The organism is Streptomyces sp. DG2A-72 (assembly GCF_030499575.1).
In the GTDB taxonomy this organism is placed as follows: domain Bacteria; phylum Actinomycetota; class Actinomycetes; order Streptomycetales; family Streptomycetaceae; genus Streptomyces.
In genome coordinates, this window is record NZ_JASTLC010000001.1 from 3,655,412 (window position 1) to 3,678,219 (window position 22,808).

At 68.7% G+C, this 22,808-nt stretch carries 18 protein-coding genes and 1 pseudogene; 15 read left to right on the forward strand and 4 right to left on the reverse strand.

Features of this window, described 5'->3' with window-relative positions; genetic code table 11:
• Nucleotides 1–103: 103 nt before the first annotated feature.
• Together QQY66_RS17240 and QQY66_RS17245 are read left to right on the forward strand one after the other, a co-directional pair.
• Nucleotides 104–523, forward strand: a pseudogene (locus QQY66_RS17240) (helix-turn-helix domain-containing protein); the annotation flags it as partial.
• Between the two features lie 66 nt (nt 524–589).
• Nucleotides 590–1,378, forward strand: a complete 789-nt coding sequence (locus tag QQY66_RS17245; protein ID WP_301981252.1) for a phosphatase — start codon at nt 590–592, stop codon at nt 1,376–1,378.
• Here the strand turns inward: QQY66_RS17245 and QQY66_RS17250 are convergent.
• From QQY66_RS17250 to QQY66_RS17260, 3 genes are all read right to left on the reverse strand, one after another.
• Complete coding sequence (locus QQY66_RS17250; protein ID WP_301981253.1) at nt 1,371–2,240, reverse strand: acyl-CoA thioesterase II; 870 nt, start codon at nt 2,238–2,240, stop codon at nt 1,371–1,373. The genes QQY66_RS17245 and QQY66_RS17250 overlap by 8 nt on opposite strands.
• A 35-nt stretch (nt 2,241–2,275) precedes the next feature.
• A complete protein-coding gene (locus QQY66_RS17255; RefSeq protein WP_232033298.1) occupies nt 2,276–3,433 on the reverse strand; it encodes an acyl-CoA dehydrogenase family protein in 1,158 nt (385 codons plus the stop codon).
• Between the two features lie 96 nt (nt 3,434–3,529).
• A complete protein-coding gene (locus QQY66_RS17260; protein WP_301981254.1) occupies nt 3,530–4,120 on the reverse strand; it encodes a TetR/AcrR family transcriptional regulator in 591 nt (196 codons plus the stop codon).
• Between the two features lie 86 nt (nt 4,121–4,206).
• Here QQY66_RS17260 and QQY66_RS17265 point away from each other — a divergent pair, with 86 nt between their 5' ends.
• The 13 genes from QQY66_RS17265 (at nt 4,207) to QQY66_RS17325 (ending at nt 21,125) form a co-directional block, all read left to right on the forward strand.
• Entirely contained in the window at nt 4,207–5,823 is a 1,617-nt protein-coding gene (locus tag QQY66_RS17265; protein ID WP_301981255.1) for a carboxyl transferase domain-containing protein, read from the forward strand.
• Nucleotides 5,824–5,838: 15 nt separating this feature from the next.
• Nucleotides 5,839–7,836, forward strand: a complete 1,998-nt coding sequence (locus QQY66_RS17270) for a biotin carboxylase N-terminal domain-containing protein (RefSeq protein ID WP_301981256.1) — start codon at nt 5,839–5,841, stop codon at nt 7,834–7,836.
• Nucleotides 7,833–8,789, forward strand: a complete 957-nt coding sequence (locus QQY66_RS17275; protein WP_301981257.1) for a hydroxymethylglutaryl-CoA lyase — start codon at nt 7,833–7,835, stop codon at nt 8,787–8,789. The genes QQY66_RS17270 and QQY66_RS17275 overlap by 4 nt, the downstream gene beginning before the upstream one ends.
• Before the next feature lie 6 nt (nt 8,790–8,795).
• Complete coding sequence (locus tag QQY66_RS17280) at nt 8,796–9,956, forward strand: acyl-CoA dehydrogenase family protein (protein WP_301981258.1); 1,161 nt, start codon at nt 8,796–8,798, stop codon at nt 9,954–9,956.
• Nucleotides 9,957–10,399: 443 nt separating this feature from the next.
• Nucleotides 10,400–12,598: a glycoside hydrolase domain-containing protein gene (locus QQY66_RS17285; protein WP_301981259.1), complete on the forward strand. Its 2,199-nt coding sequence runs from the start codon at nt 10,400–10,402 to the stop codon at nt 12,596–12,598.
• A gap of 29 nt (nt 12,599–12,627) precedes the next feature.
• Nucleotides 12,628–12,948: a hypothetical protein gene (locus tag QQY66_RS17290; RefSeq protein WP_184984484.1), complete on the forward strand. Its 321-nt coding sequence runs from the start codon at nt 12,628–12,630 to the stop codon at nt 12,946–12,948.
• Between the two features lie 16 nt (nt 12,949–12,964).
• Complete coding sequence (locus QQY66_RS17295; protein ID WP_367666976.1) at nt 12,965–13,669, forward strand: hypothetical protein; 705 nt, start codon at nt 12,965–12,967, stop codon at nt 13,667–13,669.
• Nucleotides 13,670–13,946: 277 nt separating this feature from the next.
• Entirely contained in the window at nt 13,947–14,993 is a 1,047-nt protein-coding gene (locus QQY66_RS17300; protein ID WP_301981260.1) for an ABC transporter substrate-binding protein, read from the forward strand.
• Between the two features lie 135 nt (nt 14,994–15,128).
• The gene (locus QQY66_RS17305) at nt 15,129–15,974 is read left to right on the forward strand and encodes a siderophore-interacting protein (RefSeq protein WP_301981261.1); all 846 of its coding nucleotides are present in this window, start codon (nt 15,129–15,131) and stop codon (nt 15,972–15,974) included.
• Between the two features lie 151 nt (nt 15,975–16,125).
• On the forward strand, nt 16,126–17,568 hold the full coding sequence (gene desA / locus QQY66_RS17310; RefSeq protein WP_301981262.1) for a lysine decarboxylase DesA: 1,443 nt from the start codon (nt 16,126–16,128) through the stop codon (nt 17,566–17,568).
• A complete protein-coding gene (locus QQY66_RS17315; protein WP_301981263.1) occupies nt 17,552–18,829 on the forward strand; it encodes a lysine N(6)-hydroxylase/L-ornithine N(5)-oxygenase family protein in 1,278 nt (425 codons plus the stop codon). Before desA ends, QQY66_RS17315 begins: the two co-directional genes overlap by 17 nt.
• Before the next feature lie 5 nt (nt 18,830–18,834).
• Complete coding sequence (locus QQY66_RS17320; RefSeq protein ID WP_301987356.1) at nt 18,835–19,359, forward strand: GNAT family N-acetyltransferase; 525 nt, start codon at nt 18,835–18,837, stop codon at nt 19,357–19,359.
• Complete coding sequence (locus QQY66_RS17325) at nt 19,356–21,125, forward strand: IucA/IucC family siderophore biosynthesis protein (protein WP_301981264.1); 1,770 nt, start codon at nt 19,356–19,358, stop codon at nt 21,123–21,125. Before QQY66_RS17320 ends, QQY66_RS17325 begins: the two co-directional genes overlap by 4 nt.
• Before the next feature lie 118 nt (nt 21,126–21,243).
• Here the strand turns inward: QQY66_RS17325 and QQY66_RS17330 are convergent, their stop codons facing one another.
• Nucleotides 21,244–22,803 carry a beta-N-acetylhexosaminidase gene (locus tag QQY66_RS17330; RefSeq protein ID WP_301981265.1) on the reverse strand — a complete coding sequence of 520 codons (1,560 nt, stop codon included), beginning with the start codon at nt 22,801–22,803 and terminating at the stop codon, nt 21,244–21,246.
• Nucleotides 22,804–22,808 lie beyond the last annotated feature (5 nt).

Genomic DNA, 22,808 nt, shown 5'->3' on the forward strand with positions numbered 1-22,808 from the left:
GTCGACCATAGGAGGCCGAAAAGCGACTGCGAACTATACGTTTCGTACACCGCAGCGCGACAGGATGGAGGAAACGTCCATCACGCCGGACCCCTCCGGGCATCCAGCGGAGCGCGAGCCCGAGCCGCAGCCGGGCTGGACGCTCGGCGTCAGCGCGCCCGCCGCGCCGCAGGAGTGGCCGTCGGCCGACACACAGGCGGCCCGCGCCCTGGCACGCGCGCGTGCCACCCGCACAGCCCTGGTCCGGCACGGCGCCCGCCCCGGTCTCGCCGAACTCCTCCCGCAGGAAGAGGCGGAGGCGCACGCCCGCGCGCTCCTCGCTCCCGTCGACACTCCGGCCCTCACCGAGACCCTGCGCACCTGGCTTTCCCTGCACGGGAGTTGGGACCGTACGGCCGTCGTGCTGTCCGTGCACCGCAACACCGTGCGGCAGCGGATCGCCCGGTGCGCGGCGTTGCTGGGCGCCGACTTGGACGATCCCGACGTACGCATGGAGTTGTGGTTCGCGCTGCGGAAACGGTGAGTGACGCGTGTCCCAGCGGGCGGGACGCCGGGTGTTCGCACTGCCGTCTGCCTCACAATGGTTCCCATGCCGATATCCGGGACCCCCAGCCGCGCCGAGCTCGTCGACCACCTCGTGAAGACCCGTATCGCGGGCGACGTGGCCACGCCTCGTGAGAACAACCTCTCCCACTACCGCAAGCTGGCCAACGGCGACCGGCACTACTGGCTCGGCCTCGAGCTCGGCGAGCGCTGGACGGACGAGCAGGACGTGCTCGCGGTGATGACCGAGCGGGTGGGTGTGCACGACGACCCGGAGTACCGGCACGGCCAGGACACCATCGACCCCGAGCTGACGGTCGACGCCCTGGAGCGGATGGCGGCCCGGCTGCGCAAGGCGGCCGACGGGGAGCAGCGGGTGCTGTTCGCCACCGGCCACCCCGGCGGCCTGCTCGACGTGCACCGCGCGACGGCCGCCGCGCTGCGCACGGCCGGCTGCGAGATCGTCGTGATCCCGGACGGGCTGCAGACGGACGAGGGATACGTCATGCAGTTCGCGGACGTGGCGATGCTGGAGCACGGCGCCACGCTGTGGCACACGCACTCCGGCGCCCCTATGCGCGCCATCCTCACCGCCCTGGAGCAGGAGGGCCGCCCGCTGCCCGACCTGGTCGTCGCCGACCACGGCTGGGCCGGATACGCCGCCCAGCACGGCGTCGACTCCGTGGGGTACGCGGACTGCAACGACCCGGCGCTCTTCCTCGCCGAGTCCGAGGGCACCCTCCAGGTGGCGGTCCCCCTCGACGACCACGTCCTCAGCCCGCGGTACTACGACCCGCTGACGGCGTATCTGCTGTCCGAGGCGGGGCTCACCTAGGCCGGGGGGCGCGCACCACGCCCTCCTGGATCACCGATATCGCGAGCTGGCCGTCCTGGGTGTAGATACGGGCCTGTCCGAGCCCCCGGCCGCCGTGTGCGGAGGGCGACTCCTGATCGTACAGGAGCCATTCGTCGGCGCGGAAGGGCCGGTGGAACCACATCGCGTGGTCCAGGGAGGCTCCGACGACGTCCCCGACCGCCCATCCCCCGCGCCCGTGCGCGAGGAGGACCGAGTCGAGGAGGGTCATGTCGGAGACGTAGGTGGCGAGGACCACGTGGAGCAGGGGGTCGTCGGCCAGTTTGCCGTTGGTGCGGAACCAGACCTGGGAGTGCGGCTCGCGGAGCTCGCCGTAGCGGCCGTACGGCGGGTCGTCGACGTAGCGCAGATCGACGGCGGCCCGCGCCTTCAGCATCCTCTCGACGATCTCGGGGGCGAGGTCGTACGCCGGCAGCCGTTCCTCGGCGGTGGGGAGGGTGGCCGGGTCGGGGGCGGGCGGCATCGGGGTCTGGTGGTCGAAGCCTTCCTCGTATTTCTGGAAGGACGCCGAGAGCGCGAAGATCGGCTGCCCGTGCTGGACCGCGACCACGCGGCGCGTGGTGAAGGAACGGCCGTCGTTCATCCGGTCGACGTTGTAGACGATGGGCGCGCCCGGGTCGCCGATGCGCAGGAAGTACGCGTGGAGAGAGTGGGCGAAGCGGTCCTCGGGGACCGTACGCCCGGCGGCGACGAGCGCCTGGGCCGCGACCTGTCCGCCGAAGACGCGTGGGATGACGGCGGAGCGGGACTGGCCGCGGAAGATGTTCTCCTCGATCTGCTCGATGTCGAGCAGATCGAGGAGACCCTGTAGTGCCTGGTTCATGGCACCTTTTCTACTGGCCGGTAATTTCGGGAACCTTACAGGCCCATGTCCTTCGCGATGATCGACTTCATGATCTCGCTGGTCCCGCCATAGATGCGGTTCACACGGTTGTCCGCGTACAGACGCGCGATCGGGTACTCGTTCATGAAGCCGTAGCCGCCGTGCAGCTGGAGGCAGCGGTCGATCACGCGGTGCGCGACCTCGGTGCAGAACAGCTTGGCGCTGGCGGCCTCGGCCGGGGTCAGCTCACCGGCGTCGAGGGCCTCGAGGGCGCGGTCGGCGACCGCTTCCGCCGCGTCCACCTCGGCCTGGCAGGCGGCCAGCTCGAACTTGGTGTTCTGGAACGAGGCGACGGTCTTGCCGAAGACGGTGCGGTCCTGGACGTACTCCTTGGCGAACCGGACGGCCGCCTTGGCCTGGGCGTAGGCGCCGAAGGCGATGCCCCAGCGCTCGGAGGCCAGGTTGTGGCCGAGGTAGTAGAAGCCCTTGTTCTCCTCGCCGAGCAGGTCCTCGACCGGGACCTTGACATCGACGAACGCCAGCTCGGCGGTGTCGGAGGTCTTCAGCCCGAGTTTGTCGAGCTTCCGGCCGACCGAGTAGCCCTCGGACTTGGTGTCCACGGCGAAGAGGGAGATACCGAAGCGACGGTCCTCGGCGGTGGGCGCCGACGTCCGGGCGCAGACGATCACGCGGTCGGCGTGGACGCCACCCGTGATGAAGGTCTTGGCGCCGTTGAGGACGTAGTGCGTGCCGTCCTCGCTGAGCTTGGCGGTGGTCTTCATGCCCGCGAGGTCGGAGCCGGTGCCCGGCTCGGTCATCGCCAGGGCCCACATCTCCTCACCGGAGACGAACTTCGGCAGGAACCGCTTCTTCTGCTCGTCGGTGGCGAGCATCTTGATGTACGGCAGACCGAGCAGCACGTGCACACCGGAGCCGCCGAACTGCACACCCGCGCGAGCCGTCTCCTCGTACATCACGGCCTCGAACTTGTACGAGTCGATGCCGGCGCCGCCGAACTCCTCGTCCACGCGGATGCCGAAGATGCCCAGCTCGGCCAGCTTGTAGTAGAAGTCGCGCGGCGCCTGACCGGCCGCGAACCACTCGTCGTAGACCGGCACGACCTCGGCCTCGATGAAGGCGCGAAGGGTCTCCCGGAACGCCTCGTGATCCTCGTTGAACACCGTACGGCGCACGCCGCCCACCTCCACCGGTACATGTCTAAGCGCTTGCTCATTCACCGTACCGGCGAGTACGAAGCCGCGTCCAGACCGGTCCCTACGTAACCCTCGTCACGCCTCCGCCGCCCCGAACGCCCCCCGGGCCATCCGGTGCAGCAGCTCCGCCGTGGCCGCACGCCCCGGCAGGGACCCCGGCCGTCCCAGGTGCGGTGTCGAGTTGAGCAGGCCGAAGACCGAGTGGACGGCGGAGCGGACCGTCGGTTCGGTCATGCCGGGATAGACCTTGCGCACCACCTCCACCCACAGCTCGACGTACTGCCGCTGGAGCTGCCGTACGAGCTTGCGGTCGCTGTCGCGGAGGCGGTCCAGCTCGCGGTCGTGCAGGGTGATGAGGGGGCGGTCGTCGAGGGCGAAGTCGATGTGGCCCTCGATGAGGGAGTCGAGGACGGCCTCGGCGCTGCCGTCGGCCTCGGCGACCCGGCGCTTCCCGCCGGTCAGCAGCTGGCCGCTGATGCCGACGAGCAACTCGGCGAGCATCGCGTCCTTGCCCGCGAAGTGCCGGTAGAGGCCGGGGCCGCTGATACCCACCGCGGCGCCTATCTCGTCGACTCCGACCCCGTGGAAGCCACGCTCGGCGAAGAGCCGGGCCGCTTCCTTGAGGATCTGCTCACGGCGGGTGGGGGCGTCGGTTCTGGTGGCCATGAAGCCAATTCTAGACAGGGAGGTTAGCGGTCGTTAACCTGGAGGAAATGCGTTAACGCTCATTAACAAGGTGAGGGGACCGCGGAATGCAACAGGCACCGGAGCTCCACAGCGCGGCAGACCCCGCGTCGGAGACCTGGCGGGCCAACGAGGCGGCACAGCTGGCGCTCGTCGAGGAGCTGCGCGGCAAGCTGGCCGCCGCCCGGCTGGGCGGCGGGGAAAAGGCCCGTGCCCGCCACACCGCACGCGGCAAGCTGCTGCCCCGCGACCGGGTCGACACCCTCCTCGACCCTGGCTCGCCCTTCCTGGAGCTGGCCCCGCTCGCGGCCGACGGGATGTACGACGGACAGGCCCCGGCGGCCGGTGTCATCGCCGGGATCGGGCGGGTCGGCGGGCGCGAGTGCGTGATCGTCGCCAATGACGCCACCGTGAAGGGGGGCACGTACTACCCCATCACCGTGAAGAAGCATCTGCGGGCGCAGGAAGTCGCCCTGGAGAACCGGCTGCCCTGCCTCTGTCTCGTCGACTCCGGCGGCGCCTTCCTCCCCATGCAGGACGAGGTCTTCCCCGACCGTGAGCACTTCGGGCGGATCTTCTACAACCAGGCCCGGATGTCCGCGGCGCGCATCCCGCAGATCGCGGCCGTCCTCGGCTCGTGCACGGCCGGCGGGGCGTACGTCCCCGCGATGAGTGACGAGGCCGTGATCGTCCGCAATCAGGGCACCATCTTTCTCGGCGGGCCTCCGCTAGTGAAGGCCGCCACCGGTGAGGTCGTCACTGCGGAGGAGCTCGGCGGCGGCGAGGTCCACGCGCGCGTGTCCGGTGTGACCGACCACCTCGCGGAGGACGACGCGCACGCGCTGCGGATCGTGCGCGACATCGTCGCCACGCTTCCCGCGCGCGGGCCGCTGCCCTGGGATGTGGTGCCTGCCGCGGAGCCGAAGGTCGACCCGTACGGGCTGTACGGCGCCGTGCCCGCCGACCCCCGCACCCCGTACGACGTCCGCGAGATCATCGCGCGCGTCACCGACGGCTCCCGCTTCTCCGAGTTCAAGTCCGAGTTCGGGCAGACCCTGGTCACCGGCTTCGCCCGGATCCACGGCCACCCGGTCGGCATCGTCGCCAACAACGGCATCCTGTTCTCGGAGTCCGCCCAGAAGGGCGCCCACTTCATCGAGCTGTGCGACCAGCGCGGGATCCCGCTGGTGTTCCTGCAGAACATCTCCGGGTTCATGGTCGGCCGGGACTACGAGGCCGGGGGCATCGCCAAGCACGGCGCCAAGATGGTGACGGCGGTCGCCACTACGCGCGTGCCGAAGCTGACGGTCGTGGTGGGCGGGTCGTACGGCGCGGGCAACTACTCGATGTGCGGCCGGGCCTACTCCCCCCGCTTCCTGTGGATGTGGCCCGGCGCCAAGATCTCCGTCATGGGCGGCGAACAGGCCGCCTCCGTCCTCGCCACCGTCAAGCGGGACCAGCTGGAGGCCCGCGGCGAGTCCTGGCCCGAGGACGGGGAAGAGGACTTCAAGGCGCCGATCCGTGCGCAGTACGAGCGTCAGGGGAACGCTTACTACGCCACCGCCCGGCTCTGGGACGACGGCGTCATCGACCCGCTGGAGACCCGTCAGGTGCTGGGCCTGGCCCTGACCGCGTGCGCCAATGCGCCCCTGGGTGACCCCCAGTTCGGCGTCTTCCGGATGTGAGGGGACCTTACGACCATGTTCGACACAGTGCTTGTGGCCAACCGGGGCGAGATCGCCGTCCGGGTCATCCGCACGCTGCGCACGCTGGGCGTCCGCTCGGTCGCCGTCTTCTCCGACGCGGACGCCGACGCCCGGCACGTCCGGGAGGCCGACACGGCGGTACGGATCGGTCCTGCCCCGGCGGCACAGAGCTATCTGTCCGTGGAGCGCATCCTGGAGGCCGCCGCCCGCACCGGCGCCCAGGCGGTCCACCCCGGGTACGGCTTCCTCGCCGAGAACACCGCGTTCGCGCGCGCGTGCGCCGAGGCGGGCCTGGCCTTCATCGGGCCGCCCGCCGAGGCGATCTCCCTCATGGGCGACAAGATCCGAGCGAAGGAGACGGTGCAGGCGGCCGGGGTGCCGGTGGTGCCCGGCGGACGTGACCCCGAACTCACCGACGCGGCCCGCGAGTTGGGCGCCCCCGTGCTTCTGAAGCCCAGCGCCGGCGGTGGCGGCAAGGGCATGCGCCTGGTGCGCGACCTGGCCGTGCTGGACGAGGAGATCGCGGCGGCCCGGCGCGAGGCCGCGGCCTCCTTCGGCGACGACACGCTCCTCGTCGAGCGGTGGATCGACCGCCCCCGGCACATCGAGATCCAGGTCCTGGCGGACGCCCACGGGAACGTGATCCACCTGGGCGAGCGAGAGTGCTCGTTGCAGCGCCGCCACCAGAAGATCATCGAGGAGGCCCCTTCAGTCCTGCTCGACGAGGCCACGCGCGCGTCCATGGGCGAGGCGGCGGTGCAGGCGGCGCGTTCGTGCGGGTACGTCGGCGCGGGCACGGTCGAGTTCATCGTCCCGGGCGTCGATCCGTCGTCGTACTACTTCATGGAGATGAACACCCGCCTCCAGGTGGAGCACCCGGTGACCGAGCTGATCACCGGCCTGGACCTGGTGGAGTGGCAGCTGCGGGTGGCGGCGGGCGAGCGACTGCCGTTCACACAGGACGAGATCCGGCTGACCGGGCACGCGATCGAGGCCCGCGTCTGCGCCGAGGACCCCTCGCGCGGGTTCCTCCCGTCCGGCGGCACGGTCCTGCGACTGCGCGAGCCCCAAGGCAACGGCGTCCGCACCGACTCCGGGCTCAGCGAGGGCACCGAGGTCGGCAGCCTGTACGACCCGATGCTGTCCAAGGTGATCGCGTACGGCCCCGACCGCGCGACCGCGCTCAGGAAGCTCCGGGCCGCCCTCGGGGAGACGGTGACGCTGGGCGTGCAGACGAACGCGGGGTTCCTGCGGCGGCTGCTGGCCCATCCGGCGGTCGTGGCGGGCGAGTTGGACACGGGGCTGGTCGAGCGGGAGGTGGACGGGCTCGTACTCGACGAGGTGCCCGCGGAGGTCTACGCGGCGGCGGCGCTGCTGCGTCAGGCGGCGCTCGCCCCGGCCGGCGGCCCCGGCTGGGCCGACCCGTTCGCCGCCGCGGACGGATGGCGGCTGGGGGGCGAGCGGGCCTGGACGGCGCACCACCTGCGCGTGCCGGGCCACGAGCCGGTGACCGTGCGGGTACGCAGCACACCGGACGGCGCGACCGAACTGCTTGTGGACGAGGCGGAGGAGCCTCTCCGGGGGGCCTCGGGCCCGATGCCCGGGCCCGCAGGCCGGTTCACCTGCCGGCTCGACGGCATCGCCCACACCTTCGCCGCCCTGCCGGACGGCACCTGGCTCGGCCGCGACGGCGACGCCTGGCACGTGCGTGACCACGACCCGGTCGCCGCCTCGCTCACCCGGGCCGCGCACTCCGGTGCCGACTCGCTCACCGCGCCGATGCCGGGCACGGTCACGGTCGTGAAGGTGGCCGTCGGTGACGAGGTGGCCGCGGGTCAGAGTCTGCTGGTCGTGGAGGCGATGAAGATGGAGCACGTCATCTCCGCCCCGCACGCCGGCACGGTCGCCGAGCTGGATGTGGCGCCGGGCACGACGGTCGCCATGGACCAGGTACTGGCGGTCGTCGCACCGCACGAGGAGGCGGAGGAATGACAGTTCAGGGACTCCCCATGGTCGTACCGGCCCAGGGCCTGCCCACCCGGGTGCGGATCCACGAGGTCGGCGCGCGCGACGGACTGCAGAACGAGAAGTCGACCGTGCCGACCGAGATCAAGGCGGAGTTCATCCGCCGGCTGGCCGACTCGGGACTGACGACGATCGAGGCGACCAGCTTCGTCCACCCCAAGTGGGTGCCTCAACTCGCGGACGCGGAAGAGCTGTTCCCGGCCGTGAGCGAGCTGCCGGTCGCACTCCCGGTGCTCGTGCCGAACGAACGCGGACTGGACCGGGCGCTGTCCCTCGGCGCCACCCGCGTCGCCGTCTTCGCCAGCGCCACCGAGTCCTTCGCCAAGGCCAACCTCAACCGGACGGTCGACGAGGCGCTGGCCATGTTCGAGCCGGTGGTCTCGCGGGCGAAGGCCGAGCAGGTCCACGTACGCGGCTATCTGTCGATGTGCTTCGGCAACCCGTGGGAGGGCCCGGTCCCCGTCCACCAGGTCGCGCACGTCGCCAGGGCCCTGCTGGACATGGGCTGCGACGAGCTGAGCCTCGGCGACACGATCGGCGTGGCGACCCCGGGCCATGTCCTCGAACTCCTCGCCGCACTCAAGGAACAACACGTCCCGACCAGCACATTGGGCGTGCACTTCCACGACACGTACGGCCAGGCGCTGGCCAACACCCTGGCCGCGCTGCAACACGGCGTCACCACCGTCGACGCCTCGGCGGGCGGCCTCGGCGGCTGCCCGTACGCCAAGTCCGCCACCGGCAACCTCGCCACCGAAGACCTCGTGTGGATGCTCCAAGGACTCGGCATCGACACCGGAGCAGACCTCGGCCGTCTCGTCGCCACCAGCGTCTGGATGGCCGCCCACCTGGGCCGACCCAGCCCGTCCCGCGCCGTTCGCGCACTCGGTAAAACACCACAGCCCCACAAGGAGCAGTGATCTGCCATGGACCACCGCCTGTCCCCCGAACTCGAAGAACTCCGGCGTACGGTCGAGCAGTTCGCACACGACGTGGTCGCCCCCAAGATCGGCGAGTTCTACGAGCACCATGAATTCCCGTACGAGATCGTCCGCGAGATGGGCCGCATGGGCCTGTTCGGGCTGCCGTTCCCGGAGGAGTACGGCGGTATGGGCGGCGACTATCTGGCGCTGGGCATCGCCCTGGAGGAACTCGCCCGCGTGGACTCCTCGGTGGCCATCACCCTGGAGGCCGGCGTCTCGCTCGGCGCGATGCCGATCCACCTCTTCGGCACCGAGGAGCAGAAGCGCGAGTGGCTTCCCCGCCTCTGCACCGGCGAAATCCTCGGCGCCTTCGGCCTGACCGAGCCGGACGGCGGCAGCGACGCGGGCGCGACGCATACGACGGCCCGGCTGAACGCCGAGACGAACGAGTGGGTGATCAACGGCACGAAGTGCTTCATCACCAACTCCGGTACGGACATCACGGGTCTGGTGACGGTCACGGCGGTGACGGGCCGCAAGCCGGACGGCAGGCCGCTGATCTCGGCGATCATCGTCCCGTCGGGAACCCCGGGCTTCACGGTCGCCCCGCCCTACTCGAAGGTCGGCTGGAACGCCTCCGACACCCGTGAGCTGTCCTTCTCCGACGTCCGGGTCCCGGCGGCGAACCTGCTGGGCGAACAGGGCCGCGGCTACGCCCAGTTCCTGCACATCCTCGACGAGGGCCGTATCGCCATCGCGGCCCTCGCGACCGGCCTGGCCCAGGGCTGTGTGGACGAGTCACTGAAGTACGCGAAGGAACGCCACGCCTTCGGCCGCCCGATCGGCGCCAACCAGGCGATCCAGTTCAAGCTCGCCGACATGGAGATGAAGGCCCACACCTCCCGCCTGGCCTGGCGTGACGCGGCCTCCCGCCTGGTCGCCGGCGAACCCTTCAAGAAGGAGGCGGCCCTGGCCAAGCTCTACTCGTCGACGATCGCGGTGGACAACGCCCGCGAGGCGACCCAGATCCACGGCGGCTACGGCTTCATGAACGAATACCCGGTGGCACGCATGTGGCGCGACTCGAAGATCCTGGAGATCGGCGAGGGCACCAGTGAGGTCCAACGGATGCTCATCGCACGGGAGTTGGGGCTGACGAGCTGAACCTGTCCGGCGGATCGGCGACAGCGTCAACAACACCACTGCGGGCCACGGCTGAATGCCGTGGCCCGTACGACGTCTGAGGCCACGTCAGGGTTGTGGTCGATTTCCATACCGCTGAGATCACGGTTGGACGACAGGCTGAGCCCGCTCACCCCATGGAACAACACACTTCTGCCATATCGGACTTGACCGTCTCCCGTGCGCGACGGAAGATCACGACGAGTTGCCGTGGGCTCACTCGCTCAGCGCGCGCCAGGCCTTGGAGCAAGGGCGATCGGTGTCGGTTGCCGTGCGACGTCCGGGCCGATTCAGCACAGTCGCGTCCGCTGCGTAGCGGACCCTGTTGCCCACGTATGCCCAGAAGCTGACCACCAGGTCGACAGCGTGATGCCGCGGCCCCCCGGCTTCACCGCGTCAGCCGGACGACAAGAGGAGACGGAGCCATGGCCGACGAGATGGTGCTTCGCGCGCAGAGATTCGTGAACACCACCTACAACAACGGCGCGACGCTCGGCATATCCAAGCTGGAGGAGAACGGCCGGACGGGCTGGCCTGTGATGTACGCCCTGACCCGGGCGCTCCAGTACGAGATGGGCATCACCGCCCTGTCCGACTCCTTCGGCCCGACTACCCTCGGGAAGCTGGGGGAGTTGTACGGCAAGCTCGACGAGACGACCATCCCGTCGGCCAACTTCTGCCGCATCATCCAGTCCGCCCTGTACTGCAAGGGTTACGACGGCGGCGAGATCGACGGCAAGTACAACGACCGGGTCAAGGCCGCCGTCGAGAAGCTCAACCAGAACATGGGCGTCAGCGCCACGTATCCCGGCAGCTCCCTGTGGCCGAAGGTGGTCAAGGGCCTGTTCAACATGGACGCCTACGTCACCGTCAACAACGGCTCGGACACCATCCGTTCCATCCAGCAGTGGCTGAACGGCCGGTACATCCTGCGCAAGGACTTCTACGTCATCCCCTGCGACGGCCACCACTCCCGCGACGTGGCCAAGTCGATGCTGTTCGCGATCCAGTACGAGCTGGGCATGGCGGACGGCGTCGCCAACGGCGTGTTCGGGCCCGGCACCCAGTCCGGCCTGAGGTCCCGCACCGTCTCGGTCGGCACCACCGGCGTATGGGCGCAGTTGTTCACCGCGGCAATGGTCCTCAACAAGCGGAACGTTTCCTTCGGGAGCTTCACCGCCGCGGTGCAGTCCGCCGTGGAGACCTTCCAGTCCTTCAGCAAGCTGCCGGTCACTGGCAAGGGCGACTTCCAGACCTGGGCCTCGCTGCTCGTCTCCTACGGCGACCAGTCCCGCAAGGGCACCGCCTGCGACGGCGTCACCAAGATCACGCCCGCGCGGGCGCAGGCCCTGAAGGACGCCGGCTACAAGTACATCGGCCGCTACCTCTTCAACCCCTCCGCGACGGACCTGCCGGAGAAGCAGATCCAGCCCGGTGAGCTGGCCACCATCAAGGAGTACGGGCTCAGCTGCTTCCCGATCTTCCAGACGTGGAGCCGGTCGGCGGACTACTTCAGCTACAACCAGGGCACCGCGGACGCGTTCCGCGCGATCGAGTGGGCCCAGTTCCACGGCTTCAAGGCCGGCACCATCATCTACTTCGCCGTCGACTACGACGCCATGGACGGCGAGGTCACGGACTACGTCATCCCGCACTTCCGCGGTGTGATGCGCACGATCGGCGAGAACTCCGGCTACGGCGTGGGCGTCTACGGCCCGCGCAACGTCTGCCAGCGCGTCGCCGACGCCGGGTACGCCGCGACCAGCTTCGTCTCCGACATGTCCAGCGGCTTCTCCGGCAACCTCGGCTATCCGTTGCCCACCAACTGGGCGTTCGACCAGATCTCCACGATCAAGGTCGGCTCGGGCGCCGGCCTGATCGAGATCGACAACAACATCGTGTCCGGGCGGGACTTCGGCCAGAGCGACTTCAACCCCGGGGCCGATCTCGGCGGGTTGGACACGAACCTCGACAAGGACGCCTACCGGAGCATGATGCTCCAGGACGTGAAGACCTACCTGGAGTCGATCGGTGTCCCCGAGACCGGCGGGGACGGCTGGACCGACAAGGACTGGGCCACCCTGGGCGGCATCTCCAACACGGAGGCCTTCAACGCCGTGGTGGACGCGGACTGGCTCTTCACCGCGCTGGCCCGTCAGCTCAAGCTCCGCAAGGCTCTCATCCAGGCCCCCGTGCTGTGGGAGCTGCGCAAGCTCAACCCGAGGGACTTCGCGTCCGATGCGGCGGTGATGTCGGGCGCGGCCGAGGACTGCAGCACCGGCTGGGGACAGATCTGGGCCTGGGTCACCATCGACGCCCGCAACTACTGCATGCAGCAGGGCATCATCAACGGCACACCGCTGACCGACGCGGACAAGCGGGATGTGTGGAACAAGCTCCACGACGACCAGGAGTACAACGTTCGCTCGGTCGCGTACCTGACGGTCTACAACGCCCACCAGCTCGGCATCGCCCGGCCGAGCCTGACCACCAGCCTCGCCGACGCCCAGGCCCTGCTCGCCCGGTACAACGGGACCGGTGACGCAGCCGCCCAGTACGGCCGCGAGCTGATCGGTCTGTACCGCGTGCTGGAGAATTACAACGCGCTGTCGCGCGGCAACTGACGACCTACGCGTACGGAGGAGTGGGAAGGATGGCAAAGCACTGGTCGGCACCGCTCCTGGTGAACCTGCTGCTCGGAATCCCGGCAGTGGTGCCGATCTGGTTGCTGTGGTACCTCGCGGTGAACTGGCCGCTCGCCGAACTCGGGCTGACGGTGCGGGAACCGACGGAGAACGACGGGATGGCGCTCTGGTTGGTGATCGTCATTCCCGTCGTCACGCTGTTCGGCCTGATCTGGTGGCTGGCCAACAGTCCCCTCCGGCGCCGGACGGCGCTGGCTCCGCGTACGTACTGGCTGCTGAGCGTGCTGGCCCCCTGCCTCCCGACGGTCGTCCTCATCCTCATCACCTGAGAAAGGAACAGCAGACGTGCAGCACGACATGCGCAACGCCGTATCGAGACGAACCCTGGTGAAGACCGCCGGGGTGATCACGGCCGCTGCGGCCGTCGGCTCCATCACCCCGTCCGCCGCCACGGCCGCCCCCGCGAACCTCCCAGTGCGCGTACAAAAGAAGGCCCCCACCTCCGCCAACGGCTGGCCCCTGGAAGAGCGGGCCAATCACGTCTCCACCGTCTGGACACGCCCCGTCTCGGGCACCGGTCTGGAGGTCGACATCCGGATCGGCGACGTGGAGGCGATCCTCCTCCACGCCGTCCGGCGCTTCCATTACGAGGTCGAGCAGCTGCCCCGCATCGACCTCGCGGGCTGGCAGCCGATCGGCAGCCTGAAGAAGGGCCGGCCGGAGTCGAACCTTGCCTCCGGCACCGCGGTCCAGATCCGTCCGGGCGCGAGCGCGGCCGGTGGTCTCTTCCCGCTTCAGCTGCTGACGCTGCGCGACATCCTCGCCGACTGCGAGGGCGTGGTGCGCTGGGGCGGCGACGACAGTCCGGTGGACGAGTCGCTGTTCTACATCGACCTCGGCCCGGACGACGAGCGGGTGCGCGCACTCGCAGACCGGCTCCGTGCGGCGGAAGCCACCCCCGGCCAGGGTGCCGGCGTGGACGTGGATGCCTTCAGCAAATCCCGGCGCAGCCGCGCGGACCGCCTTGCCGAGCAGCAGCGAGCGAGCTGACCGCAGGCGATGACGTGGGCTGTACCGCCGATCGGCGGTATGGCCCACCGCCTTGGAGCACCGCCCTTGGGGATCAGCGCTTTCGCGGGTCACCGCCGCAGTGCCTCGACCGGCAAGATGCGGCCGGCCCGCCAGGCGGGACACAGCCCGGGGAGTCGAAGCCTCGTGGGCAGTGGGACGGGCGGGCGCCCCGCCCTCTGGACGCCTAGTGAGGTTAGGCTAACCTATCTTCGCAAGGTCCGGCGGGTGATCCACCCTGTTCGAAAGTAGCGTAGCCATGTCCAACACCAGAGCCACCCACTTCACCCGCCGTGGCATCCTCGCCGCCGGTGGCGCCCTCGGCCTCGGTGCCGCGCTCGCAGCCTGCGGAGACGACGACGCGAAGAGCGGTGGCTCTGAGTCGACGGCCTCCGCGAAGACCTCCGGCCCCTGGACCTTCAAGGACGACCGCGGTACGACCGTGAAGCTGGACGAAGTCCCCACGAAGATCGCCGCCTTCACCGGTGTCGCCGCCGCCCTCTACGACTACGGCATCGAGGTCAAGGGCGTCTTCGGCCCGACCAAGACCAAGGACGGCAAGGCGGATGTACAGGCCGGCGACATGGACGTCAGCAAGCTGACGATCTTCGGCAACGTCTGGGACGCGTTCAACGTCGAGCGGTACGCCGCCTTCCAGCCCGACCTCCTCATCTCCACGACCTTCGACAGCGCCGGCACCCTCTGGTACGTCCCCGAGGCGTCCAAGGACAAGATCGCCAAGCTCGCGCCGAGCGTGGCCATCTCCGTCTACGACCGCCGGCTGACCGAGCCGCTGGAGCGCATGTGGGAGCTGGCCGAGTCGCTCGGCGCCGACATGAAGGCCGACAAGGTCGTCCAGTCCAAGAAGAAGTTCGAGGACGCGGCTGCCCGGCTGCGGGCCGCCGCCAAGGCCAAGCCCGACATCAAGGTGCTGGCCGGTTCCGCGAGCGCGGAGCTGTTCTACGTCTCCGGCACCAACCTCTCCATCGACCTGGAGTACTTCAAGGCCCTCGGCGTGAACTTCGTCGAGCCCCCGGAGAAGGCGAAGGAGGCGACCGGCGGCTGGTTCGAGAGCCTCAGCTGGGAGAACGTCGACAAGTACAAGGCGGACGTCATCATGATGGACGACCGGTCCTCGACGATTCAGCCGGCTGACATCACCGAGGGCACGTGGAAGCAGTTGCCGGCGGTGAAGGCTGGGCAGGTCATCGCCCGGTCGCCGGAGCCGATTCTGTCGTATGACAAGTGCACGCCGCTTCTTGAGAGCCTTGCGGAGGCTCTTGAGAAGGCGAAGAAGGTCAGCTGATAAACGGGGCTTGATGTTGTGGGTGAGCTGCGGGCCGGTGGGGGCTGGTCGCGCCCACGCGGCGGAGCCGCACATGTCACAGCCCCGCGCCCCTAAAGGACGTCACCCCGCCGCCTGATTTACAGGAGCGCCCCTATGGCCACCGCCGTCGCCGCCCCGTTCCGGTTCTTCTCGCTCCATGTCGTACGGACTCGGCGACTCGGGCCGTCTCTGGTCCGGGTCACCTTTGCCGGGGACGAGTTGCGGGACTTCCACTCCAACGGGCGTGACCAGTCGCTGTCGTTGTTCCTGCCGCATCCCGGGCAGGCCGAGCCCGCCGTGCCCATCGAGCTCGGGGATGGCTGGTGGCAGGGGTGGCGGGAACTGCCGGACGACGTACGGGCCGTGATGCGGTCGTACACGTTGCGGGCGTTGCGCCGGGAGCCCGATGAGATCGATATCGACTTCGTGCTGCATGGGGTCGAGCCGGGCGCCGCGGTTCCCGCAGGGCCGGCGTCGCGGTGGGCCTCGCGGGCCCGCGCCGGGGACCGTGTGCTGTTGCTCGGGCCGGCTGTCGCCGACAACCGGGCCATTCGTTTCCGGCCGCCCGCCGACACCGATCTGGTGGTGATCTGGGGCGACGAGACCGCCGTACCGGCCGCCTCCGCCATCGTCGAGTCGCTGCCGGCCGGCACCCGTGCCCGGGTGTGGCTGGAGGTGCACCATGCCGGTGACATCCAGGACCTGGTGACGGAGGCGGACGCGGACATCACGTGGCTCGTACGGACCGAGGGGTCCCCCATGGCCCTCGACGCCGTACGGGCCGACCAACTCCCGCCCGCGGAGCGGCCGTACGTCTGGATCGCGGGCGAGTCCGGCTGTGTGAAGCAGCTGCGCCGGCATTTTGTGGGCGAGCGCGGGATCGACCGCCGCAGGGTCACGTTCGTGGGCTATTGGCGGCAGGGGCTGACCGAGGAGCAGCTGCGCGAGCGCGGCGAGTGATGAGACAGCGACAGGAGTGACCACTGTCACGGGTGGGGTTGGATTCCTCACGCGTCAAATTCGATGAAGTTAGGTTAGCCTTACCTAAGTTGAAGCCCAGACTCCGCTTCTCCTCGCCCCGCCACGGATCGTCCCCACCGGAGGACCCCACATGCGCTCGCACCTGCTCAATGACACGACCGCGGAGCGGTATCGCAGCTCCGTGACCGAAGGAATCGAGCGGGTGGCGGCCAAACTCGCCACCACCGACCGTCCGTTCACCGGCATCACGGTCGACGCCCTCGCTCCCCGCATCGACGCGATCGACCTCGACCGGCCGCTGCACGACACCGCCGCGGTCCTCGACGAACTGGAGGACGTCTACCTCCGGGACGCGATCTACTTCCACCACCCCCGCTACCTCGCCCACCTCAACTGCCCGGTCGTCATCCCGGCCGTGCTCGGCGAGGCGGTCCTCTCCGCCGTCAACTCCTCCCTGGACACCTGGGACCAGTCGGCAGGCGGCACCCTCATCGAGCGCAAGCTCATCGACTGGACCACTGCCCGCATAGGCCTCGGCCCGGCCGCCGACGGCGTGTTCACCTCCGGCGGCACCCAGTCCAACCTCCAGGCGCTCCTGCTCGCCCGCGAGGAGGCGAAGTCCGACTCCTTCGCCAAACTGCGGATCTTCGCCTCCGACGTCAGCCACTTCAGCGTGAAGAAGTCCGCGAAGCTGCTCGGCCTGAGCCCCGACTCCGTCGTCTCGATCCCCGTCGACCACGACAAGCGCATGCGGACCCTCGCGCTCGCCCATGAGCTGGAGCGCTGCAAGAAGGACGGCCTGGTCCCCATGGCCGTCGTCGCCACCGCCGGCACCACCGACTTCGGCTCCATCGACCCGCTGCCCGAGATCGCCGAGCTGTGCGAGCAGTACGACACCTGGATGCACGTCGACGCCGCCTACGGCTGCGGACTCCTCGCGTCGATCAAGTACCGCGACCGCATCGACGGCATCGAGCGCGCCGACTCCGTCACCGTCGACTACCACAAGTCCTTCTTCCAGCCGGTGAGTTCATCCGCCGTGCTGGTCCGTGACGCCGCCACGCTGCGGCACGCCACCTACCACGCCGAGTACCTCAACCCGCGCCGGATGGTGCAGGAGCGCATACCCAACCAGGTCGACAAGTCCCTGCAGACCACCCGCCGCTTCGACGCGCTGAAGCTGTGGATGACGCTGCGGACGATGGGCGCCGACGGGATCGGCCAGCTCTTCGACGAGGTCTGCGATCTGGCCGTAGAGGGCTGGCAGCTGCTTGCCGCCGACCCGCGCTTCGACGTGGTCGTGGAGCCGTCGCTCTCCACCCTCGTCTTCCGCTGCATCCCGGCCGCCGTCACCGACCCCGCCGAGATCGACCGGGCCAACCTGTACGCCCGCAAGGCCCTGTTCGCCTCCGGTGACGCGGTGGTCGCGGGCACCAAGGTCGGCGGCCGCCACTACCTGAAGTTCACCCTGCTCAACCCCGAGACGCAGGCGGCCGACATCGCCGCCGTCCTCGATCTGATCGCCGGCCACGCCGAGCAGTACCTGGGAGAGACCGTTGTCCGCGCTTCCTGAAGCCTCTGAAAAGAACCTCGACTTCGTCGGGATAGGCCTCGGCCCCTTCAATCTCGGCCTGGCTTGTCTGACCGAGCCCATCGACGATTTCGACGGCGTCTTCCTGGAGTCGAAGCCGGACTTCGAGTGGCACGCTGGCATGTTCCTGGACGGCGCCCACCTCCAGACCCCGTTCATGTCGGACCTGGTCACCCTCGCCGACCCGACGTCGTCGTACTCCTTCCTCAACTACCTCAAAGAACAGGGGCGGTTGTACTCGTTCTACATCCGCGAGACTTTCTACCCCCTGCGCGTCGAGTACGACGACTACTGCCGCTGGGCCGCGAACAGACTCAGCAGCGTCCGCTTCAGCACGACGGTGACGGAAGTGACGTACGAGCACGATCTTTACGTCGTGAAGACAGCGGCCGGCGACACCTTCCGCGCCCGCCACCTGATCCTCGGCACCGGCACCTCGCCCTTCTACCCACAGGCGGTGCGCGGCCTGGGCGGCGACTTCTTCCACAACTCCCGCTATATGCAGAACAAGGCGGAGCTGCAGAAGAAGGAGTCGATCACACTCGTCGGCTCAGGCCAGTCCGCCGCGGAGATCTACTACGACCTCCTCAGCGAGATCGACGTCCACGGCTACCGGCTGAACTGGGTGACCCGCTCCCCGCGCTTCTTCCCGCTGGAGTACACCAAGCTCACGCTGGAGATGACGTCGCCGGAGTACATCGACTACTTCCGTGAGCTCCCCGAGGCCACCCGCTACCGCCTCACGGCCCAGCAGAAGGGCCTGTTCAAGGGCATCGACGGCGACCTGATCAACGAGATCTTCGATCTGCTGTACCAGAAGAACCTCGGCGGGCCGGTGCCCACGCGCCTGCTCACCAACTCCTCGCTGAACAGCGCGCGGTACGAGAACGGCACGTACACCCTCTCCTTCCGCCAGGAGGAGCAGGAGAAGGAGTACGAGATCGAGTCCCAGGGCCTGGTCCTGGCCACCGGCTACCACTACGCCGAGCCGGAGTTCCTGAAGCCCGTGCGCGACCGGCTGGTCTACGACTCGCAGGGCAACTTCGACGTCGCCCGCAACTACTCGATCGACACGACCGGCCGGGGCGTCTTCCTGCAGAACGCCGGCGTCCACACCCACAGCATCACCAGCCCCGACCTGGGCATGGGCGCGTACCGCAACAGCTACATCATCCGTGAGCTGCTCGGCAGCGAGTACTACCCGGTCGAGAAGACCATCGCGTTCCAGGAGTTCGCCATATGAGCCCCATGACCTTCACCTTCCGCCCGCTCGACCCGCTGAACGACGCCGAGCTGCTGCACACCTGGGTCACCCACCCCAAGGCGGCCTACTGGATGATGCAGGACGCGAAGCTGCAGGACGTCGAGCGCGCCTACATGGAGATCGCGGCCGACGAGCACCATCACGCCCTGCTCGGGCTGCAGGACGGCGAACCCGCCTTCCTCATGGAGTACTACGACCCCGCGCACCGTGAACTGGTCGGCCTGTACGACCCGCAGCCCGGCGACGTCGGCATGCACTTCCTGGTGCCGGCGACCGACCAGCCCGTGCACGGCTTCACCAAGGCCGTCATCACCGCCGTGATGGCCCACCTCTTCGAGGACCCGCGCACCGCCCGCGTCGTCGTCGAGCCGGACATCGCCAACAAGGCCGTCCACGCCTTGAACGAAGCCGTCGGATTCATACCCGAGCGGGAGATACAGAAGCCGGAGAAGAAGGCGTTGCTGAGTTTCTGCACCCGCGACCACTTCGAGAAGGCGGTGCACGGATGACCCTCGCCGACGCCACGGCCCACCTCTCCCCCGAGCGCTGGGAACGGGCGGGCCGCCTCCTCATCCGCAAGGCGCTCGCCGAGTTCGCGCACGAGCGGCTGATCACCCCCGAGAAGGAAGGTGACCAGTACGTCGTCCGCAGCGACGACGGCCTGACCCGGTACACCTTCACGGCAGTGGTCCGCGCCCTGGACCACTGGCAGGTGGACGCCGACTCCATCTCCCGCCGCCGCGACGGCACCGAACTCCCCCTCGCCGCCCTCGACTTCTTCATAGAGCTGAAGAAGTCACTCGGCCTGAGCGACGAGGTCCTGCCGGTCTACCTGGAGGAGATCTCCTCCACCCTCTCCGGCACCTGCTACAAGCTCACCAAGCCGCAGACGACCTCCGCCGAACTGGCGAAGAGCGGTTTCCAGGCCATCGAGACCGGCATGACCGAGGGCCACCCCTGCTTCGTCGCCAACAACGGCCGGCTCGGCTTCGGCGTCCACGAATACCTGTCGTACGCCCCCGAGACCGCGAGCCCGGTCCGGCTGGTCTGGCTCGCGGCCCACCGCTCACGCGCCGCGTTCACGGCCGGTGTCGGCATCGAGTACGAGTCCTTCGTACGGCAGGAGCTGGGCGAGGAGACCGTAGAGCGCTTCTACGACGTCCTGCGCGACCAGCACCTCGACCCCGCCGACTATCTCCTCATCCCCGTCCACCCCTGGCAGTGGTGGAACAAGCTGACGGTGACCTTCGCCGCCGAGGTCGCCCAGAAGCACCTGGTCTGCCTCGGCGAGGGCGACGACGAATACCTGGCCCAGCAATCGATCCGCACCTTCTTCAACAGCACCACCCCCGAGAAGCACTACGTCAAAACAGCGCTCTCGGTCCTCAACATGGGCTTCATGCGCGGACTCTCGGCCGCCTACATGGAGGCCACCCCGGCGATCAACGACTGGCTCGCCCAGCTCATCGACAACGACCCGGTCCTCAAGTCCACCGGCCTGTCGATCATCCGCGAGCGCGCCGCCGTCGGCTACCGGCACCTGGAGTACGAGAAGGCGACGGACCGCTACTCGCCGTACCGCAAGATGCTCGCGGCCCTGTGGCGCGAGAGCCCGGTGTCCTCGCTGACAGACGGCGAGTCGCTGGCCACCATGGCCTCCCTCGTCCACGTCGACCACGAGGGCGCGTCCTTCGCGGGCGCACTGATCGAGCAGTCGGGCCTGACGCCGACGGAGTGGCTGCGCCGCTACCTGAGGGCGTACTTCACCCCTCTCCTCCACAGCTTCTACGCCTACGACCTGGTGTTCATGCCGCACGGCGAGAACGTCATCCTCGTCCTGAAGGACGGCGTGGTGAAGCGCGCGATCTACAAGGACATCGCCGAGGAGATCGCCGTCATGGACCCGGACGCGGTGCTGCCGCCGACGGTCGAGCGGCTGCGGGTGCAGGTGCCGGAGGAGAAGAAACTCCTCTCCATCTTCACCGACGTCTTCGACTGCTTCTTCCGCTTCCTCGCCGCGAACCTCGCGGCCGAGGGAATCCTGGAGGAGGACGCCTTCTGGCGCACGGTCGCCGAAGTCACCCGCGACTACCAGCACTCGGTGCCCGAACTCGCCGACAAGTTCAAGCAGTACGACATGTTCGCCCCCGAGTTCTCCCTCTCCTGCCTCAACCGCCTCCAACTCCGCAACAACAAGCAGATGGTGGACCTGTCTGACCCGGCGGGCGCACTCCAGCTGATCGGCAACCTGAAGAATCCCATCGCAGGGCTATAAGCGCCCACAGACCGACGGGCACCCCGGAGTACGGTCCTCCGGGGTGCCCGTCAGCGCAATTTCCCTAGAGGCGCGGGGAACTGCGCGACCAGCCCCCACCGGACCCGCAGACAACCACTCACCACGGAACCTGCGGCGACCGGTAGTACTGAATCCCCAACGCATCCCACCGCGCCCCCTGCGCAGCAAGCCGCACCTTGTAGCCATCCCAGTCATGCGTGGAAGGCGGCGACCACCCCAACTCGGCCACCCCCGCCAACCGCGGAAACGCCATGTACTCGATGTCGGCAGACTTAGTGATCGTCTCGCTCCACAACGGCGCCTCAACACCCCGGATCGCGGAAGCCGGCGCCCCCGCAAGGTAGTCACCGGGATCCCAGTCATACGACCGCTGCACCTCGACGTACCCTGCCCACGACAACCCCAGCGGAGTATTCGCGTCGTACTTCATGTCGAGATAGATCCGGTCGGCCGGCGACAGGATCAGCCCCGTCCCATTCCGCGCAGCCGCTGCGACCTGCGCCTTCTCCTCCGCACTCGTGGAGTCGAGCCCCCAGTACTGCGCCAGAGCCCCCCGCGAGGGGTTCGCCCCTGTCAGCTGATGCCAACCCACCACTGTCTTCCCGTACTTCGCGACGATCGGCTGCACCCGGTCCATGAACTTCACATAGTCGGCGTGACTGGTGGAATGCGCCTCATCCCCACCGATGTGCAGATACCGACCCGGCGTGATCGCGGCCAGCTCCCGCACCACGTCCTCCACGAAGTCGTACGTGATCTCCTTGTCCACGCACAGCGAGCTGAAGCCGACCTCCGTGCCGGTGTAGAGCGGCGGAGCCACACCGTCGCAGTTCAGCTCGGCGTACGAGGCCAGCGCGGCGTTCGTGTGGCCGGGCATGTCCATCTCGGGGACGACCTCCAGATGGCGGGAGCCCGCGTACCGGACGATCTCCTTGTAGTCGGCCTTGGTGTAGTAGCCACCGGGGCCACCGCCGACCTGCGTGGAACCGCCGTACGTCGCCAGCCGCGGCCAGGAGTCGATGGCGATGCGCCAGCCCTGGTCGTCGCTGAGGTGCAGATGCAGCTTGTTGATCTTGTACAGGGCGAGCTGGTCGATGTAGCGCTTGACCTGGTCGACGGTGAAGAAGTGCCGGGAGACATCGAGCATGGCGCCGCGCCAGCCGTACCGCGGGGTGTCCTTGATCGTGCCGCCCGCGATCAGCCACGGCCCGGGCTGCACGGAGTCCTTCTCGACGGCGGCGGGGAGGAGCTGACGCAGGGTCTGGACGCCGTGGAAGAGCCCGGAGGGCCCCGCCGCCGTGATGGTGACGCCCTTGCGCCCGCTGTCCAGGCGGTAGCCCTCCGCACCGAAGGAGCCCTTGCCGATCCGGAGTTGGATGCCTCCGGAGCCGTACGTCGTGACCGGCAGCCGATAACCGGTCGAGGGACGCAGGACGTCCGCCAGATACTCGCCGACCCGGCGTGCCTCGCGCGAGCCGTCGACACGGATACGGGTGGAGTCGGTGATGCGGTACGGCGATCCGCCCGCGTCGACCGAGGCGGGGGCCGGGATCACCCGGTCCAGTGGCGTCGCGGCGGCCCGCGGGGCCGGTGCCGCGCCGATCGCGACGGCTCCGGCCGCCGTCACCAGCAGCAGCGAACCGAGGAGCCGGAACATACGGG

Coding starts and splice junctions, on each gene's coding strand:
- QQY66_RS17245 (WP_301981252.1), top strand. CDS start 590: ATGCCGATATCCGGGACCCCCAGCCGCGCCGAGCTCGTCGACCACCTC.
- QQY66_RS17250 (WP_301981253.1), bottom strand. CDS start 2,240: ATGAACCAGGCACTACAGGGTCTCCTCGATCTGCTCGACATCGAGCAG.
- QQY66_RS17260 (WP_301981254.1), bottom strand. CDS start 4,120: ATGGCCACCAGAACCGACGCCCCCACCCGCCGTGAGCAGATCCTCAAG.
- QQY66_RS17265 (WP_301981255.1), top strand. CDS start 4,207: ATGCAACAGGCACCGGAGCTCCACAGCGCGGCAGACCCCGCGTCGGAG.
- QQY66_RS17270 (WP_301981256.1), top strand. CDS start 5,839: ATGTTCGACACAGTGCTTGTGGCCAACCGGGGCGAGATCGCCGTCCGG.
- QQY66_RS17275 (WP_301981257.1), top strand. CDS start 7,833: ATGACAGTTCAGGGACTCCCCATGGTCGTACCGGCCCAGGGCCTGCCC.
- QQY66_RS17280 (WP_301981258.1), top strand. CDS start 8,796: ATGGACCACCGCCTGTCCCCCGAACTCGAAGAACTCCGGCGTACGGTC.
- QQY66_RS17285 (WP_301981259.1), top strand. CDS start 10,400: ATGGCCGACGAGATGGTGCTTCGCGCGCAGAGATTCGTGAACACCACC.
- QQY66_RS17290 (WP_184984484.1), top strand. CDS start 12,628: ATGGCAAAGCACTGGTCGGCACCGCTCCTGGTGAACCTGCTGCTCGGA.
- QQY66_RS17300 (WP_301981260.1), top strand. CDS start 13,947: ATGTCCAACACCAGAGCCACCCACTTCACCCGCCGTGGCATCCTCGCC.
- QQY66_RS17305 (WP_301981261.1), top strand. CDS start 15,129: ATGGCCACCGCCGTCGCCGCCCCGTTCCGGTTCTTCTCGCTCCATGTC.
- desA (WP_301981262.1), top strand. CDS start 16,126: ATGCGCTCGCACCTGCTCAATGACACGACCGCGGAGCGGTATCGCAGC.
- QQY66_RS17320 (WP_301987356.1), top strand. CDS start 18,835: ATGACCTTCACCTTCCGCCCGCTCGACCCGCTGAACGACGCCGAGCTG.
- QQY66_RS17325 (WP_301981264.1), top strand. CDS start 19,356: ATGACCCTCGCCGACGCCACGGCCCACCTCTCCCCCGAGCGCTGGGAA.
- QQY66_RS17330 (WP_301981265.1), bottom strand. CDS start 22,803: ATGTTCCGGCTCCTCGGTTCGCTGCTGCTGGTGACGGCGGCCGGAGCC.